This window comes from Pseudomonas helleri, from assembly GCF_001043025.1.
Classification (GTDB): domain Bacteria; phylum Pseudomonadota; class Gammaproteobacteria; order Pseudomonadales; family Pseudomonadaceae; genus Aquipseudomonas; species Aquipseudomonas helleri.
Map to the genome: position 1 here is coordinate 92,098 of NZ_JYLD01000017.1, position 17,742 is coordinate 109,839.

Annotated in this window: 11 protein-coding genes and 1 rRNA gene; 3 read left to right on the forward strand and 9 right to left on the reverse strand. The window is 59.6% G+C overall.

Annotated elements, in window-relative coordinates:
• The first annotated feature begins 87 nt into the window (after nucleotides 1-87).
• Together TU84_RS22215 and TU84_RS22220 are read left to right on the forward strand one after the other, a co-directional pair.
• Nucleotides 88-1,491 (forward strand): amino acid permease, encoded by a 1,404-nt coding sequence (locus TU84_RS22215; RefSeq protein ID WP_048372995.1) that lies wholly within the window; start codon nucleotides 88-90, stop codon nucleotides 1,489-1,491.
• Between the two features lie 164 nt (nucleotides 1,492-1,655).
• Nucleotides 1,656-2,000 carry a cupin domain-containing protein gene (locus tag TU84_RS22220; RefSeq protein WP_048372997.1) on the forward strand — a complete coding sequence of 115 codons (345 nt, stop codon included), beginning with the start codon at nucleotides 1,656-1,658 and terminating at the stop codon, nucleotides 1,998-2,000.
• A gap of 53 nt (nucleotides 2,001-2,053) precedes the next feature.
• Here the strand turns inward: TU84_RS22220 and mmsB are convergent, their stop codons facing one another.
• Entirely contained in the window at nucleotides 2,054-2,941 is an 888-nt protein-coding gene (gene mmsB / locus TU84_RS22225) for a 3-hydroxyisobutyrate dehydrogenase (RefSeq protein WP_048372999.1), read from the reverse strand.
• A 10-nt stretch (nucleotides 2,942-2,951) separates the two neighbouring features.
• Nucleotides 2,952-4,466 carry a CoA-acylating methylmalonate-semialdehyde dehydrogenase gene (locus TU84_RS22230; protein ID WP_048373001.1) on the reverse strand — a complete coding sequence of 505 codons (1,515 nt, stop codon included), beginning with the start codon at nucleotides 4,464-4,466 and terminating at the stop codon, nucleotides 2,952-2,954.
• A 129-nt stretch (nucleotides 4,467-4,595) separates the two neighbouring features.
• On the opposite strand from TU84_RS22230, the gene TU84_RS22235 reads away from it, so the two are divergent.
• Complete coding sequence (locus tag TU84_RS22235) at nucleotides 4,596-5,546, forward strand: LysR family transcriptional regulator (RefSeq protein ID WP_048373003.1); 951 nt, start codon at nucleotides 4,596-4,598, stop codon at nucleotides 5,544-5,546.
• Between the two features lie 124 nt (nucleotides 5,547-5,670).
• On the opposite strand, the gene TU84_RS22240 is transcribed toward TU84_RS22235, so the two are convergent.
• The 7 genes from TU84_RS22240 to rrf all read right to left on the reverse strand — a co-directional run bounded on the left by TU84_RS22240 (nucleotide 5,671) and on the right by rrf (nucleotide 17,740).
• On the reverse strand, nucleotides 5,671-6,177 hold the full coding sequence (locus TU84_RS22240) for an OmpA family protein (protein ID WP_048373004.1): 507 nt from the start codon (nucleotides 6,175-6,177) through the stop codon (nucleotides 5,671-5,673).
• 5 nt (nucleotides 6,178-6,182) lie between these two features.
• Nucleotides 6,183-7,454, reverse strand: a complete 1,272-nt coding sequence (locus TU84_RS22245; protein ID WP_048373006.1) for a diguanylate cyclase domain-containing protein — start codon at nucleotides 7,452-7,454, stop codon at nucleotides 6,183-6,185.
• Nucleotides 7,451-8,026: a YfiR family protein gene (locus TU84_RS22250; RefSeq protein ID WP_048373008.1), complete on the reverse strand. Its 576-nt coding sequence runs from the start codon at nucleotides 8,024-8,026 to the stop codon at nucleotides 7,451-7,453. The genes TU84_RS22245 and TU84_RS22250 overlap by 4 nt, the downstream gene beginning before the upstream one ends.
• Before the next feature lie 115 nt (nucleotides 8,027-8,141).
• Nucleotides 8,142-10,226 carry an exodeoxyribonuclease V subunit alpha gene (recD, locus tag TU84_RS22255; protein WP_048373011.1) on the reverse strand — a complete coding sequence of 695 codons (2,085 nt, stop codon included), beginning with the start codon at nucleotides 10,224-10,226 and terminating at the stop codon, nucleotides 8,142-8,144.
• Nucleotides 10,223-13,912: an exodeoxyribonuclease V subunit beta gene (gene recB / locus TU84_RS22260; protein ID WP_048373013.1), complete on the reverse strand. Its 3,690-nt coding sequence runs from the start codon at nucleotides 13,910-13,912 to the stop codon at nucleotides 10,223-10,225. The genes recD and recB overlap by 4 nt, the downstream gene beginning before the upstream one ends.
• A complete protein-coding gene (gene recC / locus TU84_RS22265) occupies nucleotides 13,912-17,361 on the reverse strand; it encodes an exodeoxyribonuclease V subunit gamma (protein WP_048373015.1) in 3,450 nt (1,149 codons plus the stop codon). Before recC ends, recB begins: the two co-directional genes overlap by 1 nt.
• A 263-nt stretch (nucleotides 17,362-17,624) precedes the next feature.
• Nucleotides 17,625-17,740, reverse strand: a 5S ribosomal RNA gene (gene rrf, locus TU84_RS22270).
• Between the last annotated feature and the right edge of the window lie 2 nt (nucleotides 17,741-17,742).

The following is a 17,742-nucleotide window of genomic DNA, read 5'->3' on the forward strand; positions in this document are numbered from 1 at the left end:
CAAGAGTAATATCCCCGGCTTGCTGGCACCCAAGGCATCCGGGTGATGGCATCAACACACTGAATACACCAACCAACAGGGCAACCGATGGCTGACGCTAACTCCCCCCCGGTCACACTCAAACGCGGCTTGAAAAACCGCCATATTCAGCTGATTGCCTTGGGCGGCGCGATCGGTACGGGGCTGTTTCTGGGCTCGGCAGGCGTGCTCAAGTCGGCGGGACCGTCGATGATTCTCGGCTATGCGATTGCCGGTTTTATCGCCTTTCTGATCATGCGCCAGCTGGGCGAAATGATCGTTGAAGAGCCGGTGGCGGGATCGTTCAGCCACTTTGCGCACAAATACTGGGGCGGTTACGCGGGCTTCCTGGCGGGCTGGAACTACTGGGTGCTGTACGTACTGGTGGGCATGGCCGAGCTGACGGCCGTGGGTAAATACATCCAGTTCTGGTGGCCCGAGGTGCCGACGTGGGTCAGCGCCGTGGTGTTCTTTGTGCTGGTCAACCTGATCAACACGCTGAACGTCAAAGTCTTCGGCGAGATGGAGTTTTGGTTCGCGATCATCAAGGTGGTGGCGATTCTCGGCATGATCGTGCTCGGTTGCTACCTGCTGTTCAGCGGCGCCGGTGGCCCGCAAGCGTCGATCAGTAACCTGTGGAGCCACGGCGGGTTCTTCCCCAACGGCGGCACCGGGCTGCTAATGGCCATGGCGTTCATCATGTTCTCTTTTGGCGGTTTGGAGCTGGTGGGTATCACCGCCGCCGAAGCCAGCGAGCCGAAAAAAGTCATCCCCAAAGCCATCAACCAGGTGGTGTACCGGATTCTGATTTTCTACGTGGGCGCACTCACCGTGCTGTTGGCGCTGTACCCGTGGGACCAGTTGCTGGTCACGCTGGGCGCCGGTGGCGATGCCTACGGCAGCAGCCCGTTTGTGCAGATTTTTGCTTTGATCGGCAGCGACACCGCAGCGCAGATCCTTAACTTTGTGGTGCTGACCGCCGCGCTGTCGGTGTACAACAGCGGCGTGTACTGCAACAGCCGCATGCTGTTTGGCCTGGCCGAACAAGGTGATGCGCCGAAAGTGCTGATGAAGCTGACCAAAAATGGCGTGCCATTGCGGGCGCTGGGTGTGTCGGCGCTGGTGACGTTGTTGTGTGTGGTGGTCAACTACGTGGCGCCGCACAAAGCGCTGGAGCTGCTGTTTGCACTGGTGGTTGCCTCGCTGATGATCAACTGGGCGCTGATCAGCCTCACCCACATCAAGTTCCGCAAGGCGATGGCCCAGCGCGGCGTGGAGCCTGGCTTCAAAGCGTTCTGGTCGCCGTTCAGCAACATGCTGTGCCTGGCGTTCATGGCGGTGATCGTCTCGGTGATCTGGATGATCCCCGACGTTCGCCCTTCGGTGTATGCGATGCCGGTGTGGTTGCTGATCATTTACGTGTTCTACCGCGTGCGTCTGCGCATGGGCAAAACGCTGGTTAACCGCCACTAATCCCGACGCGCAATTAAAAAGCCCCGGCACTTACCCTCAAGTGCCGGGGCTTTTGCGTATCTGGGGGTGCGTATTCGGGCCGCTGAGTGTCGGAACCAGGCATCTGCCCACGCGCAAGGCCCGTTAGGGTGAGGTTTGTGTCTCACACCCTCAACGGAGTTCTTATGTCTGCGCCGATTACCGTACTTCGCGACACGCATCCTTTGCCCGTACTGGATGCCTGCAAATGGGAAAAGCTCGAAGGCGACCCGCATACCGTCAACCTCAACGCCTACACCAGCGAGGACGGCAACAAAATCATGGGCACGTGGATCTGCACGCCCGGCAAGTGGTACGTGGAGTATGTGAAGTGGGAGTACTGCGATTTCCGTGAAGGCTATTGCATCATCACCCCGGAGGGCAAAGAGCCGATCCATCTGCGGGCCGGTGACATTTTTGTGATTGAGCCGGGGATGAAAGGCACGTGGGAAGTGGTTGAAACCGTGCGCAAGTATTTCGTTTTTGCCTGATCGCATCCGGTAAAACCCAGGGAATCCGCCCGACGCGGATTCCCTGGAAAACCCTATTCGGGTTTGCGGTAGCCGTTGATGATGGCCGAGAAGTCTTTGCCGCCCTCTCCGCGCAAGCTCATGGCTTGATACAACTGTTGCGCCACAGCGCCCAGCACCACCGGCTGATGGGCCTGACGCGCGGCCTCAGTGGCCAGCCCCAGATCTTTGAGCATCAGTTCGGCGCCAAAACCACCGGTGTAGCCGCGTGATGCCGGGGCCGTCTCAACAATGCCCGGCCACGGGTTGTACACCTCGGAACTCCAGCAGCGCCCGGTGGAGCTGTTGATCACCCCCGCCAGTACTTGGCTGTCGATGCCCAATGCCGCGCCCAACGCCATGGCTTCGCTGACCGCGATCATCGAGATCCCGAGCACCAGGTTGTTGCAGATCTTGGCCACTTGGCCGGTGCCCACTTCACCACAATGGACGATGTTGCGGCCCATCTGCGACAGCACCGGGTGCAAGGTGTCGAACAACGCTTTGTTGGCGCCGACCATAAAGGTCAGGGTGCCCGATTGTGCGCCGCCGGTGCCGCCGGACACCGGAGCATCCGCCATGTGCACGCCCTGCTTGGCGGCTGCGGCGGCAACGTCGCGCACGGTTTGCGGGTCGATGGTGCTGCAATCCACCGCGGGCACGCCTTCGGTGATACCGGCCAATACGCCGTCTTCACCCAGCCACACGCTGCGTACATGGGCCGCCGCTGGCAGCATGGTAATCACCAGCTCAGCGCCCTGTGCGGCTTCACGTGGCGAGGCGCTAATGTGCCCGCCCTGCGCCGCCAGTTCGGCGAGGATGTCTTTGTTCAGGTCAAACAGGTTCAACGAATGCCCGGCTTTGAGCAGGTTGCGCGCCATGGGCGCGCCCATGTTGCCGAGGCCAATAAATGCGATGTTCATGGTCGTGCCCTCAACGAAGATTGATGGTGGTGTTGACGCCATCATTCACGCTGTCATCGTCGAACCAGCGGCTGGTGACCGTCTTGGTTTGAGTATAGAACTGCACCACTTGCTTGCCGTACGGGCCCAGATCGCCAAGTTTGGAACCGCGCGAACCGGTGAAGCTGAAGATCGGCACCGGCACCGGGATCGGAATGTTGATGCCGACCTGGCCCACGTCGATTTCGCTCTGGAACTTGCGCGCCGCCGCACCGCTTTGGGTAAACAGGCCGGTGCCGTTGCCGAACGGGTTGGCGTTGACCAGAGCAATGGCCTGGTCGAGGGTATCGACTTCGAGCACCACCAGCACCGGGCCAAAGATCTCCTGAGTGTAGATTTGCATGTCGGTAGTCACGCCCGAGAACAGGGTCGGGCCGACAAAGTTGCCGTCTTCAAAGCCCGGCACGCTGATGTTGCGACCATCGAGTTCCAGTACCGCGCCTTCTTTGACCCCGCTTTCGATCAGCCCCAGGATGCGTTCTTTCGCACGCTTGGAAATCACTGGGCCGACATCCGTACCCGGCTCGCTGCCCGCGTTGACCTTGAGGTTTTGCGCCAGCGCTTTGAGGTCCGGCAGCCATTGTTTAGCCGCGCCCACCAGCACCACTACCGAGGTGGCCATGCAGCGTTGGCCGGCCGCCCCAAAACCGGCGCCGACCAGTGCATTGAGGGTTTGCTGACGGTTGGCGTCAGGCAGTACCACGGCGTGGTTTTTCGCGCCCATCATCGACTGCACACGCTTGCCGTGCTTGCCGGCCAGGTCATAGACGTGAGTGCCGACGGCGGTTGAACCGACAAACGACACGGCTTTGATATCGGTGTGGGTGCAGAGCGCGTCTACCACCGCTTTGCCGCCGTGCACCACGTTAAGCACACCCGGTGGCACGCCCGCTTCCAGCGCCAGCTCGACCAGCATCAGTGTCGACAGCGGGTCTTGCTCGGAAGGCTTGAGAACAAAGGTGTTACCGCAGGCAATGGCCATCGGGAACATCCACAGCGGGATCATGGCCGGGAAGTTGAAAGGGGTAATGCCCGCACACACGCCGATAGGTTGGCGCAGGGTGTAGGTATCGACGCCGCCTGCGACGTTTTCTGCGAATTCGCCCATTTGTAAGGTGCCGATGGAGCACGCGTGTTCGACCACTTCCAGGCCACGGAAAATATCGCCCTCGGCGTCGGCAATGGTTTTGCCTTGTTCAGCACTGAGGACGGTGGCGATGCGTTTGGAGTGTTCGCGGATCAGCGCCTGCAACTTGAGCATGATGCGCATCCGCGCGCCGATGGGCGTGAGCTTCCAGGTCTGGAAAGCGCGTTGCGCGGCCGCAATGGCGGCGTTGACTTCATCAAGGGTGGCAAACGGTACTTTGGCCAGCACTTGCTGAGTGGCCGGGTTAACGATGTCGTGCCACTCGGTGGTCTGCGACTCGACCCATTCGCCATCAATCAGCAGGCGGGCATTTTGGTACGGGGTGGTAGAAACGTTCATGGAAGTCTCCGAATTTATTTTTATGAGCCCGTAAACGACAGGGGCGGGCGTCCAGATTGGTCGCAGGACTGTTTTTGGAGTATAGGTGTGCGTTCTTCTAATAAGAACGCACATAAAAGCCGGTCAAACATGCAAAAAAACATCACATCGTTAAGCGCATTGAACTGGGACGACCTGAAGTTTTTTCTCGAGGTAGCCCGAACCCGCAAGGCCAGCAGCGCGGCCAAGCGCCTGGCCGTGGACTACACGACGGTGTCACGGCGCATCAGCTCGCTGGAAGCCGCCCTGGGCACGTTGCTGTTCGAAAAGTCGCGCACCAATGGCTTTACGCTGACCAGCGAAGGCCAGCGTTTGCTGGGTTATGCCGAGTCTATTGAAAGCACGCTGCACATGGCCTGCGAGCAAGTGTCCGGCTCTGGCGTGGCGTTATCGGGGCACGTGCGCATGGGCTGCACCGAGGGTTTCGGGAGCTTTTTCATCACCCCGCAACTCAGCCATTTTGTCGATACCTACCCGGCCATCTCGGTGGATATCCTGCCGCTGCCGCACTTCATCAGCCTGTCCAAGCGTGAGGCGGATATCGTGATTGCGCTGGAGCGCCCGGAACACGGGCCTTATGTGTGCTGCAAACTGTGCGACTACCGTTTGCAGTTGTACGCCACCCAGGACTACCTGGACCAGCACCCGCCCATTCGCCGGGCTGCCGACTTGGCCGAGCATCCGTTTATCAGCTACGTCGACGATCTGGCATTCAGTTCCGAGTTGCTGTACCTGGCCAACGTACTGCCTGGCGCCAGCGCTAACTTGCGCAGCACCAGCGTGATCGCGCAGTACGTGGCGGCGCAGCAAGGGCGCTCGCTGGCGATTTTGCCGTGCTTTCTGGCGGCGCAAGACCCGCGTTTATTGCCGGTGCTGCCCGATGAAATCAACCTGACACGGCAGTTCTGGATGTACTGCCGGGAGGATCTGCGCAAGTTGAAACGGATCACGCTGCTGTGGGATTACATCCGCAACGTGACGGAGCTGAATGCGCCGCTGCTGCTTGGGGAGACGCGGGCGTTGAGATTTGCGGAGTCTTGACTGGCTCTTGATTTAAAAGCCCTCCCTCACCCTAGCCCTCTCCCGAAGGAGAGGGAACCGATTGGGGGATGCTGTCGATTATCGGTGGCCTGTTGCTGTCGTAGACGGGTGTTCCAACGGGGGGCTAGTCGGCAATGACGATGATCGAGACGCGGCGGTTTTCGGTGCGTCCGGCGCGAGTTTTGTTGGAGGCCACGGGGGCGCTGCTGCCCAATCCACGGGTCTGGATGTTTTCAGGCTGCATGCCGACTTTGGTCAGTGCCTTGACCACGCTGCTGGCACGGCGCACTGACAGTTGTTGGTTGTAGGACTCTTGCCCCGAAGAGTCAGTGTGCCCGTCTACCCGCACGCGCGGGATGTCGGCGCCCAGCAAAGCACGGCCAATGCGCTCAACGACTTGCTGGCTTTGCGGGTTGAGGGCATCCAGGTCACTGCCAAACAGCACCTTGCCCGACAGGTCAAACGCCCAGCCTTCGTCGGTCAGTTGGAAACCTTGTTCCTTCAACACGGCGATCTGCGCGGCACTCAGGCCTTTTTGCGGGGCGGCGGTCTGGCAGCCGGTCAAGACCAGCACGGCCATTAACCAGACAACGCCGAACAGTTGTTGGTAGCGACGAGTGACTGTATGCATGGGGGTTAAGCTCCTGGTAATAGCGGGGTTGGCGAGTACTCCGACTCGGCAAGATGTTGTCCGCCCCGGGCGAGGCGTTTGGCTTGGTACATCGCCGCATCCGCTGCGCAGAGCAGCAAGTCCGGGGTTGCACCGTGTTCGGGATAAACGGCGATGCCGATGCTGAGCGAGGTCACGATGCTGATGTGACCGGGCAACTCGACCGGCTCCTGCATGCTGGCAATAATCTTGTCGGCGATGCGCTGGGCGTCTTCAACGTGATACAGCGGCGCCAGGAGGATGGCGAATTCGTCACCGCCAAAACGCGCGACCACGTCGTCTTCGCGCAATTGCGCGCGCACGCGGGTGGCCACGGCGACCAGGACGGCATCACCGGCGGCATGGCCGTAGGTGTCATTGATGTTTTTGAAGCGGTCGCTGTCGAGAAACAGCACGGCGACTTTATCGTTGGCCGGGTTGGTCGAGCGCAGGGTTCGCGCCAGCCGCGCAGCAAAGTAGGCGCGATTGGGCAGATTGGTGAGCGAGTCATGGCTGGCCTTATGCGCCAGCGCCTGATTTTCGCTTTTCAGGTGGCTTTGCCAAGACTCCAACTCGTCCAGCAATGCATTGAAGTCATTGCCCAGGCTGTCCATTTCAGCAATCTGCGCAGAGGGCACGCGGCGGTTGAAAGCTCGTTCACTGCGTGCAGCGTGGGCCACTTCAGCCAGTTTGTGCAAAGGCCCGGTGATGCCATTGAGCAAGCGCCGCGACAAGTACAGCGCACTCCAGGCGCTGAGTGCGGTACAGACGATGACGCCAAACAATCCGCTGAGCAAAAAGCGCAACACATTGGCACCGTGCCCGCTGACGATAACCGCCCCTACCTGCTTGCCCTGATGCTCAATCGGCACGCTAATCGGCTGTTCGAGCAAACCATTGGCCAAGAGCATTTCGACCCGCGACAGAAAGCCGCTTTCCGGACGGCGCCAGTAGGCCAGCAACTCACCCTCGACGTTGTAGATTTTGGCTTCGGCCACGGCTTCGGTGGACGCGATCATGGCCAGCGCTTCGGACGCAGCCGTTTTGTCATCAAACACCACGGCGGCCTCGACGGTGTAGTTGATGGCCCGCGCAATCAAATGCAGGTTGTGATCGGCGTACACCTTAAGCGCAAGGATGCCCAACAGCGTCAATGAAAGGCTGGCCAGCACCACGGCGACCAAGGCCACGCTCAAATGCCCACGACGCAACACCGAGCGCAACCTGCGACGGTTACGAGAACGCTTGATCAGGCTCATGGCTGTTCGACCCGACGGCGTGACAGTTGCAACACGCTGGGGTGAATACGCACGCCGCTGCGGGCAACCGAGTCGAGGTTCACTTCAAACGCTACTTGATCATCGCGCACGTTCAGGCAAAACAAACTGCCGACCGTGCACTGGCTAACCTCTTCACTGATGCTCAGCACGGCTTGGCCAGCCAGGATGTCGAACACGTAGGTGCGCTCTTCTGTGCTTAATTTGCCCAGATAGACGGAGTGACAGGCGGTGGCAATTGCCGGATTGTTCGCCAGCAAACGAGTGACATGCACCGGCCTGCCGCTGGATTGAGTCGTACCTTTGAGTAAGTCGTCGGTGAATTCGGTAGGACCGATCACGCACAGTTCCAACTGGGCGGGCTCGGCAGGCCAACGCGCATAACTGAGGATGCCGAGCACCACTTGGGTCACAGCCTTGGCGCGCTGATCCGCCAGATTAACGGAAGCGTCATGTTGGGCCAGGCAGGGAGTGCTGAACAGCAACAGGCAAAGAGAAAGGCATCGCAGCCACCCTCCAAAACGCTGCTCTGTCGATGAGACAGCCACATCCATGCAGGAAATCTCTGTATTCATTCCAAGAATAATGTCGAAACGATACCACAGCCCGTCTAGGGGCTGTGATACCGGTCGCCTTATTGCCGGCTCAGTTCGTCCCTTTTCAGGGCGCTCACCCCAAGCCCAACATCAGGCCACTCAGGCGTTTGACCTTGCGCTGCACAGCCTCTTCGAAGACCCCGGCACGAGGTTCAACCAGGCTGAACCAGTGTTTGGCACGGGTGATCCCGGTGTAGATCAGCTCTTTGGTCAGCACGGGGTTAAGCGCTTCGGGGAGTACCAGCGCGGTGTGCGAAAACTCAGAGCCTTGGGATTTGTGCACGGTCATGGCGTACACGGTTTCCACATCATTCAGACGGCTTGGCAGCACAAAGCGGATGCCGCCCTGCCCGTCATTGCGCGCAAAGGCCACGCGCAAGACGTGGCGTTGGCTCTGGCCGTCCTGCTCGGGCAGTTTGAGGGCAATACCAATGTCGCCGTTCATCAGCCCCAGGCCGTAGTCGTTACGGGTCATCAGCACCGGCCGCCCCTCGTACCAATGCTGGTCGCTGTCAATCAGCTTGCGAGCGAACAAGGCTCGGGTAATTCGCTCGTTCAGGCCTTCAACACCCCACGGCCCTTTACGCACGGCGCACAGCACCTGAAACGCTTCGAAGGCTTCCAGCACTTTGCCGGCCCACGCGGCCCAGCAGGGGTCTTCAAGGCCCGCCGCCGCGAGCGGACGCTGATGGCGAAGGACTTCAAGGTAATGCCGATAGCCTTTGGCCTCTGCCCCTCGGCCCTCCAGCGCCAGACGCTCGAAGGCCCGGTCTTGCTCGCCCTTGAGCGCCAAGGCAAAGAGGTCGGGGTAGGTACCCGCCGTCAACAGCGCCCGAGCTTCTTGCGCCAGTTGCTGGTTGACCCGGCGCGACAGTTGGCCGATGCCGCTGCCTTCACCGAAGCGCCGTGAATGGCGCAGCATGACCACCTGCTGAGCCAGCGGGTGGGTGCCGTCGAGGTCTTGTTGCAAGCCGCTGGCGGCAAGGTTTTCACCGCTGACGCGCTCCAGCCACTCACGGGTGTGCGGGGTGTACCAGCCCGCTTCGGCATCGCGGCACAAATCGCCCAATACCGCACCCGCCTCGACCGAGGCCAATTGGTCTTTGTCACCCAGCAGCACCAGCCGGGCATGTTCGGGCAATGCGTCCAACAGGTTGGCCATCATTTCGAGGTCGATCATCGAGGCTTCATCGACGACCAAAACGTCCAGCGGCAGGCGATTGCCAGCGTGATGCCGAAAATGCCGCGTACCGGGGCGGCTGCCCAGCAAGCGGTGAACGGTGGTGACATCACTGGGGATTTTTTGCCGAACCTTGTCGTCCACTTCCAACGATTTAACTTGCAGGCTGATGGATTCGGTCAAGCGCGCAGCCGCTTTGCCCGTGGGCGCTGCCAGGCGAATTCGCAAGGGAGCGCCCGCTTCAACCGCCGGTGCCTGGAGCAGCGCCAGTAAACGCACCACAGTGGTGGTTTTGCCGGTACCCGGGCCGCCTGTGACGATGCTGAAGGCACCGCGTGTGGCCAACGCGCAGGCCAGTTTTTGCCAGTCAATCGGCGCATTGCCCTGCGCAGCACCGAAAAGCCCGTTCAGCCGCGCAGGCAAATCGGCCGGCGTGGGTTCGGAAGATGAAAGACGCTGGCGCAATGCGCTGTCGATTCGTCGCTCATAGGCCCAATAGCGGCGCAGGTACAGGCGGCGTTCGCAGAGCACCAAAGGGCGGCTCGACGAGTCGGCCGATGGCTCGCCCGCCTGCTCAACCAACGCGCTGTTCTGTAGGGCTTTGCACCAAGTATTGCCATCCAGCGCCTCAAGCAGTTGCGAGGGCAACAACATGGCACCGGTTTGCGGGTCACCTTCGGGCGGCAATGACAGTGCGAAGTCCGGTTGTTTAAGGGTTTCAAACAGGTCGAGGCAGACGTGGCCGTGGCCCAGTTGGTGACTGGTCAGGGCCGCGGCCAACAACACCAATGGGTCGCCCTGCGGGTCGCGTTCATGCACAAACGCAACAAAGGCTTTGTCCAGTGCGCGCAGCCAGCCGCGCTCAACCCAACGCTCAAGCAACAGCAGCAAATCGGAGGCGTGTTTCAAAGGCTGGAGCTCGGCCAGACTTTCGGCCGTTAATGGCGTGGGCAACAGTTCGGCAAACGAACGACTCATAACAACACTCCCTGTTCCCACGCCGGTTCAGCGGGTTTGAGCTGCGGTTTGCCCTGGAACAGCAAGTCCAGGCTTTCGATCAATTGTTTAGGCGGCCGGGCAAAAAACACCCCCTGGCTTTGCGAGCGCGTGCCACGCAAGAACAGGTACAACGCGCCGCCCATGTGCTGGTCATAGTCGTAATCCGCCAGGCGGGCCTTGAGTTGACGGTGCAGGGCCAGCAGGTACAAAACGTATTGCAGGTCGTAACGGTTGTCCAGAATCGAGGTGTTCATTGCCTGTTCGGTATAGGCCGAATCGTCAGCACCCAGCCAATTGGATTTGTAGTCCGCCACGTAGTACCGGCCTTCGTGTTCGAATGTCAGGTCGATAAACCCTTTGAACATGCCATTGAGCAGGCTCGGCTCAGCAGCCGCTCGCGCCGCGCCGCCGTGGGTGTGTTCACGTACGAGCTGGTCCAGTTGCAGGACATCAACTTTGTGGCTGGCGAACCAGAATTCCATTTCGATTTGATACTGGTTCAGTTCACTCAGTACCACAGCAGGCTGGCCGTTATTCAGACGCAACGGCTCATGCTGCAGATGCTGCAACCAGTCGCTCAGGGTGTCGATCCAGCCTTGCCAGCCGCGTCGGTTACAGCGCCGGGCTACGGCGTCTTTGACGGTGTCGGCATCGGCGTTGAAGCCTTCACTGCCCGCCCACTCCAGCAAGCCGTGGAGGAAGGTCCCGGGATTCGGCCCACGCGGGAATCGGTGGATATCGCCACCGCTGAGTAACACATCACGCGGTGCGTCCGGGTCCAGTCTTTCATCGTCCGAGAGTTTTTGCGCCAGGGCGCTGTCAGGGGCTTCGGCAGGGCTGAGGCTGTCACTAATGCGCAATGCGCTGTAGGACGCAATCCACCAGTTTTCTGCCGCACGACGGGTCGGCACCAACGGTTTGAGCAAGGTGGCCTGATTGAGCGGTGGGTAAAAACGGTCATCATTGACGGCTGGAACGGGGCCGTACTGGATCGCCGTGCAGTCTTGCTGCAAGTCCGCCAGCCAGCGTTCCAACGCCGTGGACTCGGCCAACAGCGCACCACCGCCCAGCAGGTAGCCCAAAGCTGAAAGGTGCAGGACCGAACGATTGTTGTTGCCGCGTTTAAGATCGGCAACGCCCAGCCAGCAAGCATACTCGGCACGCGTCAGCGCCACGTAAAGCAAGCGTAGGTCTTCGGCCAGACGCTCGTCATCCGCTTGAGTGATCAGCTCGGGCGTCGGCTTCAGGCTGACGTGAGCGTTGCCCTGCGCATCGTGGTAATGCAGCGGTAAACGGCTGCCATCCACAGGTTTGGTCGAGCAGATAAACGGCAAAAATACCAAGGGGTATTGCAGACCTTTAGATTTGTGGATGGTCACCACTTTGACCAACTGCTCATCGCTTTCAAGGCGCAGGATTTGTTCTTCGCCCGCTTGCCCGGACAAGGCCAAGTGTTCGGCCAAGTGCCGGATCAATGCTTGCTCGCCATCCAGTTCCGCAGCGGCTTGTTGCAACAGTTCCGACAGGTGCAACAGGTTGGTCAGCACGCGCTCACCGTCCGGGCGGGCGATCAAGGCCTGAGGTAATTCAAAGTCATGCAACAGGCGGCGCAACATGGCGAGTACACCCTGCTTGCGCCAGGTTTCGCGGTAGCCACGGAACTGCATGACGCGCCGCTCCCAGGCCAGTTCGTCCTGGTTCAGGCGTTCGAGCTCGATCAGCGGCAAGCCCAGGGTGATGCAGGCCAGAGCGGCGCGTAGCGGGCGCTCAACGTCCGGCTCGGCGCAGGCTTTGAGCCAGGCCAAGACATCGTGGGCTTCTTGCGCGGCGTAGACCGAATCCTTATCCGACAGGTAAACGCTGCGTACACCCCGTGCTGATAATTCTCGCCGTACGGCCTGAGCTTCCTTACCGTCGCGGACCAGAATGGCAATGTCAGCGGGCAACAGACCTTTTAAAGGCTGGCCTTCTTTGGCAAAGCCACAGCGACCTTGTTGCCCACCATTGAGCAACTCGACAATTTGGCTGGCACACACCGCCGCTAGTTGCTGGCGATACACGACGCCCGAGACAGGCTGCTCGGATGGCAATTGCCAAAATGTTAAAGGCGTGATGGGCTGGCCATCCAGTTGCAACGTGTCTTTGCGCCCCGAGGATTTAACCGGAGCAAAAGGCACCGGGTTTTCAGCGCCGTCACGGAACAAAAAAGCGCCGCGCCCGGTGTCTCGCTGCTCGGCCCGCTCAAAGACCAGGTTGACCGCTTCGACCATGGCATGACTGGAGCGAAAGTTGGTGTCCAGCGTATGCAGCCGGCCACTGGTGGCCTGACGGGCGCGCAAGTAGGTGTAGATATCCGCGCCACGGAAGGCATAAATCGCCTGTTTGGGGTCGCCGATGAGGAACAAGCCCGTTTCCGGGGTGTTGTCTTCGATGCGGTAGATCGTTTCGAAGATGCGGTACTGCACCGGGTCGGTGTCCTGGAACTCATCGATCAACGCGACAGGGAATTGCTCGCGGATCAAGGTCGCCAATCGCTCACCGGCCTCAGCCTGCAGTGCGGCATCCAGCCTGAGCAGCATGTCATCAAACCCCATCTCGGCACGGCGGCGCTTTTCTGCTTCAAAGCGTGCGCTCACCCAGCGGGCTGCGTGCTCCAGCACGGCAGCATCAGGGCTGGGCAATGCATCCAGCGCTGTTTTCAGCCCTGCCATGGCGTCCAGCCCAGGGTGATGAGGGGGTTCGCCCTTCCAGGCTTCGGCCATGCCGTCTGGTGTCAGGCGGGTAAAGCCGGTGCCCAGATCAAGTTGCTCTTGGGACTCGTCAGACGCCCACGCGCTGAGCTTTTCAAACCAGGGTTCGAAGTAACGCGCTTGCATTTTCCGACCATCAACGGCTTTGGCGGCCACGCCTTGCAGGCAGATATCGCGTAGCTCTTGAGCCCATTGCAACCACGGGATTTTGAGCTGTGACAGCGCCTGACGACGCTCTTGCAAGCAGGCTTCAATGATCTCAGCCGGGGTTTGTTCTGCATTTGCACTAGGACGAGAGCTGCCAAACAAGGCGCGAACACGTGGCATTAAAGCGCCAGGGCCGCCCCAGTTAGCTCGTACCCAGTTCAGCGCGTCACCGTGCATGGGGTAGCAGAACAGTCGCCAGTAATCGCGCAGCACTTCGCCGAGCAAATCGCTATGGTCGGTTTCGAGGGTTTGGGTGAACAGGCTGCCACTGTCGAAGGCGTGCTCGCGCAGCATGCGTTGGCACCAACTGTGGATCGTTGAAACGGCAGCTTCATCCATCCATTGCGCGGCGATGTCGAGGCGGCCAGCACAGGCGGCCCACTGCTCAGGCGGGAACTCGTCGCGCAGTTGTTCAACCAGCGCATCCGGGGCCTTGATTTCGTCACGGAAGAACCGCGCCGCTTCAGCGAGCCGAGTGCGGATGCGATCACGCAGTTCTTTGGTGGCGGCGTCGGTGAAGGTCACTACCAAAATTTGCGGGGGCAATAACTCACGGCCAAACCCGGTCTCGGCGCCGCCATGGCCCAAGATCAGGCGCAGGTAGAGGGCCGAAATGGTGAAGGTTTTGCCGGTCCCGGCGCTGGCTTCGATCAGTTGGCTGCCACGTAGGGGAAAAGCCAACGCTAAAGGTACTTTTTGCTCGCTCATTAGCGGGACTCCTCGCTGTTTAATGAGCGCCAAGGCGCATCAAAGAGTGGGCGATAGAGTGCATCGCACCAGTCTTCAAATTCACCGTCGGCCATCAATGCGGCGTAATCGGGGAACTGGCGCGCCAGTGCTGCACTTTCACGGCGCTCGCCGTCGCTGGTTTGACCGTCACCTTCGTAGGCTTTTTGCGCGGCGGCATCGGCCTTGGCCGGATCGCTTTGGGCCAGCCAGGCGAACGCCGTTTTTACTGCAACCGGCAGCGGACGGCCCATGCCGACCTTCCAGGCCATGAGTAAATTACCCAGAATATCGCGGGCCTGGTCGGGGGTTAGCGGGGCGAGCAGCAAGGTGTCATCACTGGCAACCAGGGCAGTGGACATGTCCAGGCCACTGGCGCAGGCCACCAAGTGATTGACCCATGAGCGCGTCAGACGATGCCATTTGCGCGTTTTAATCGCCCCAATGCTGTTAGGAATCGTGGTGATGGACAGTAGGCCGTTGTCACTGCGTTGATGCAGATTGCTCAGCCATCCTTCCAGCATCAGCCCGTGACCTTCAAAACTCACTGGCAGTGCGCTATTGAGCGGCGTTGGCCACAAAGCCAGAAGCTGTTGATAGCGCTGCAAAACATCGGGGAGTGGCTCAATCAGTTCGTGTTGCAGGCACTCTCCGAAGCCTGCCATCGGTAACAATCCGCTGCCTTGCAGACGTCGGGCGCGGTGCTCTAAAGCCTGTTCCGGCTGATCTGGCTGAGCGAGGGCCGCTTCAAGAAGGCTGTCGCTGAGGGTGTAACGCTGCAGCGCGTCGAGCACGAAAGGTTCTTCATCTTCCAGCGGCACTTCAGCCGCTTCAAAGAAGACTTTCAGACGCTGACTAAAGAAGTGGCGCACAGGGTTTCGCAAGAAGTCCTGCAACTGAGTGAGGTTTAAAGGCTCTTCCTGCGCGTGGGCCGCGAGTGTTCCGGGCAGCGCCGGTGCAGTCTGTGGTTCGTGCAGTTGTTGCCACTCACGGGCATAGCTGAACAGACGCGGATAACCTTCGTGAAAGTAGCGCGTGCTGAAGGGCTGCAGCGGGTGCTCTTGAGTCATGGCCTCAAGCAGGTCATGGCCCGCTTGAAGGTGCCAGCCACTGGCAAGGTGATCGCGCAATTGGCCAATCAAAACGCAGGCCGGACGCTCGCTGTTGTCGCGAATACTGCGCCCTACCCAACTGATATAAAGCTGCTCGCGGGCAGACAACAGCGCCTCAAGCAGTAGGTAGCGGTCATCCTCACGGCGGGAACGATCGCCCGGGCGGTAGTCACTGCCCATCAAGTCGAAGTCCAGCGGCGGCTGCGCACGTGGGTAGTCACCATCATTCATGCCGAGCAGGCAGACGAGTTTGAATGGGATCGCACGCATCGGCATGAGGGTGCAAAAGTTGACGGCCCCGGCGAGAAAGCGCTGAGACAACTTGCCTTGGTCAAGGCCCGCCAACCAAGCTTCACGTACCACGGTTAACGGTAACTCGTCTTGCAGGCCAACCAGTTCACAGGTTTCGAGCCAGGTCTCACGCAGCTCCTCGAGCTGGGCCAGCAAGTAGTCGTCGTGCTCGGTTTCGGCCAGGAAGAACAACTGCATCAACGCTTGCAGGCGCTCGCCCCATTGCTGCGGTAATGCCGGTTGCGACAGTTCTTGGTGGGCGATTTCCAGAGCATCAAGCAGGGCCACCAACGGGCCGATCAATACCGCATCCAGGCCGCCGATTTCATCGTAAGGCTCAATACCATCACACGCTTCACCACTGCCGACGGCATAACCCAGCAGCATGCGGCGCAAGCCGAACCGCCAACTGTTTTGCTCCAGGCCTGTCGGCAAGCCGAGACCTGCACGCTGCTGTGCATTGAGCCCCCAGCGAATACCTGCGCCTTCTATCCAACGGTGCAACGTCGGTAAATCACGCTCTTGCACGTTGAAGCGGGCTCGCAAGGCCGGAACGTCCAGCAGGTCAAGAATTTCGCTGACTGGGAAACGGCTGTCAGGCAATTTGAGCAGGTGCTCAATGGCAATCAGCAGCGGGTCACGGCCGCGCTGACCTTGGTCGGCCAGGGTGTAGGGGATGAAGCGACGGTCGTCGCGCTCGATCTGACCAAACACGGCGCGGATATGCGGAGCGTAGCTGTCGATGTCCGGCACCATCACGATCACATCGCGCGGTTGCAGGTCCGGGTTGTCGCTAAATCGCTTGAGCAACTGGTCGTGAAGGATCTCGACTTCTCGTTGCGCACTGTGGGCAATGTGAAAGCGGATGGAGTGATCTGTTTCTAAATCGACAGCGGGCCACAGTTCACGGGTTTCGTTAAGGGGGCGCAACTCAAGAATGTCGTCTTGCAATTGATTGAGCAGGTTGCGTGGCTCGACTTCACTGAACAGGTCGATGCGGCCATCACGAAACGCACTGCGATAGCTGTTGGGATCGTCGTAGCTATCGAGCAAGTTGATGTAGTCGCGACCTTGTTTACCCCACGCAGCAAGCAGTGGATGCGCGTGTTGGTGCAGGATGTCGAGATCCAGCGCTGTGGGCATCCCGGCTTTGCGTGCTTGGCGTTTGTACTGATGGCGTAGCAGATCTTTGTCCGCAACGATGTCAGACCAATGGTGGCGACAAGGATTGTGCACACACAACAGGACTTGGCTAAAACGTGCGAGCCCTGCCAAGGCTTCCAGCGCTTGAGCGGGCAGTGACGAAATACCGAAAACGATCACCCGTGCAGGCAGGCCGGGCGGTGCTTGTTCGAGGCTGTTTATCTTCTCGATAAAACGTTGGTGAACCCCGGCACGGCTTTGCGACATGCCTTCCTCGCCAACGTCGAGCAGCAAGGCTCGCCATAGTTCGGCTTGCCAGCAGTTGGCAGGGCTTAAGGCTGGGCTTTCACCTCGAGCATTGCGTAATTGATGGCGACCGGCGGCCCAGTCTTCCAGCCAGTCTGCGCGATAAACCTGATATTGGTCGAACAGATCGGCCAGGCGTTCTGACAGTTGATAGCGTTTACGCAGATCGGTGTCGTGGGTCAGAAAGCGCTGTAAGGGCTCGAAGTGCGGCTGATCAATAAGGGCCGGGAGCAAGCGCATCAGACGCCACGTCAGGGGCGCTTTATCGAGCAGCGATTTGGCGGGGATTTCCTCGCTGCCTAATACCATCCGATACAACTGCCACATGAAACTGCCGGGCAGTTGCACGTCTACTGCCGCCGCAATACCGCAGCCGCCCAGATCATCATCTTGAGCATCTTCAGCCAGAGCCAGCTTTAGCCATTGGGCGATACCGTTGCTCTGCACCAGAGCAATTTCGTTCTCCAGAGGCGCCAAGGGGTAGAGGCGCATCCAGCTCACTACCAGGCTGCGTAACTCATCAAGGCGGTTACCGTGGACCACCATAAAACCTGCATTGAGAGACGTAGTAACCGGCATGACGGCATCCTTAGGAGAAAGCAAAATCCAAAGGCGAACCTTAACATTGCTCGGGGGAATTGGCGCATTGCAAGCTGCAAGCTGCAAGCTGCAAGCTGCAAGCTGCAAGCTGCAAGAGCGTGGGGGCCTGGGTGGGGGTGTCCCGTTCCAGTTGGGGTTTCGCTGGGTTTATCGATTGTTTGTTGCGGGGTGATGCTCAGTGTTTTTTGAGCACAAAAACAAAATCCCTGTCTGCGTTAGCAGACAGGGATTTCGGAATTTAATCTTGACGATGACCTACTCTCACATGGGGAAACCCCACACTACCATCGGCGATGCATCGTTTCACTACTGAGTTCGGGATGGGATCAGGTGGTTCCAATGCTCTATGGTCGTCAAGAA

Coding starts and splice junctions, on each gene's coding strand:
- TU84_RS22215 (WP_048372995.1), top strand. CDS start 88: ATGGCTGACGCTAACTCCCCCCCGGTCACACTCAAACGCGGCTTGAAA.
- TU84_RS22220 (WP_048372997.1), top strand. CDS start 1,656: ATGTCTGCGCCGATTACCGTACTTCGCGACACGCATCCTTTGCCCGTA.
- mmsB (WP_048372999.1), bottom strand. CDS start 2,941: ATGAACATCGCATTTATTGGCCTCGGCAACATGGGCGCGCCCATGGCG.
- TU84_RS22230 (WP_048373001.1), bottom strand. CDS start 4,466: ATGAACGTTTCTACCACCCCGTACCAAAATGCCCGCCTGCTGATTGAT.
- TU84_RS22235 (WP_048373003.1), top strand. CDS start 4,596: ATGCAAAAAAACATCACATCGTTAAGCGCATTGAACTGGGACGACCTG.
- TU84_RS22240 (WP_048373004.1), bottom strand. CDS start 6,177: ATGCATACAGTCACTCGTCGCTACCAACAACTGTTCGGCGTTGTCTGG.
- TU84_RS22245 (WP_048373006.1), bottom strand. CDS start 7,454: ATGAGCCTGATCAAGCGTTCTCGTAACCGTCGCAGGTTGCGCTCGGTG.
- TU84_RS22250 (WP_048373008.1), bottom strand. CDS start 8,026: ATGGATGTGGCTGTCTCATCGACAGAGCAGCGTTTTGGAGGGTGGCTG.
- recD (WP_048373011.1), bottom strand. CDS start 10,226: ATGAGTCGTTCGTTTGCCGAACTGTTGCCCACGCCATTAACGGCCGAA.
- recB (WP_048373013.1), bottom strand. CDS start 13,912: ATGAGCGAGCAAAAAGTACCTTTAGCGTTGGCTTTTCCCCTACGTGGC.
- recC (WP_048373015.1), bottom strand. CDS start 17,361: ATGCCGGTTACTACGTCTCTCAATGCAGGTTTTATGGTGGTCCACGGT.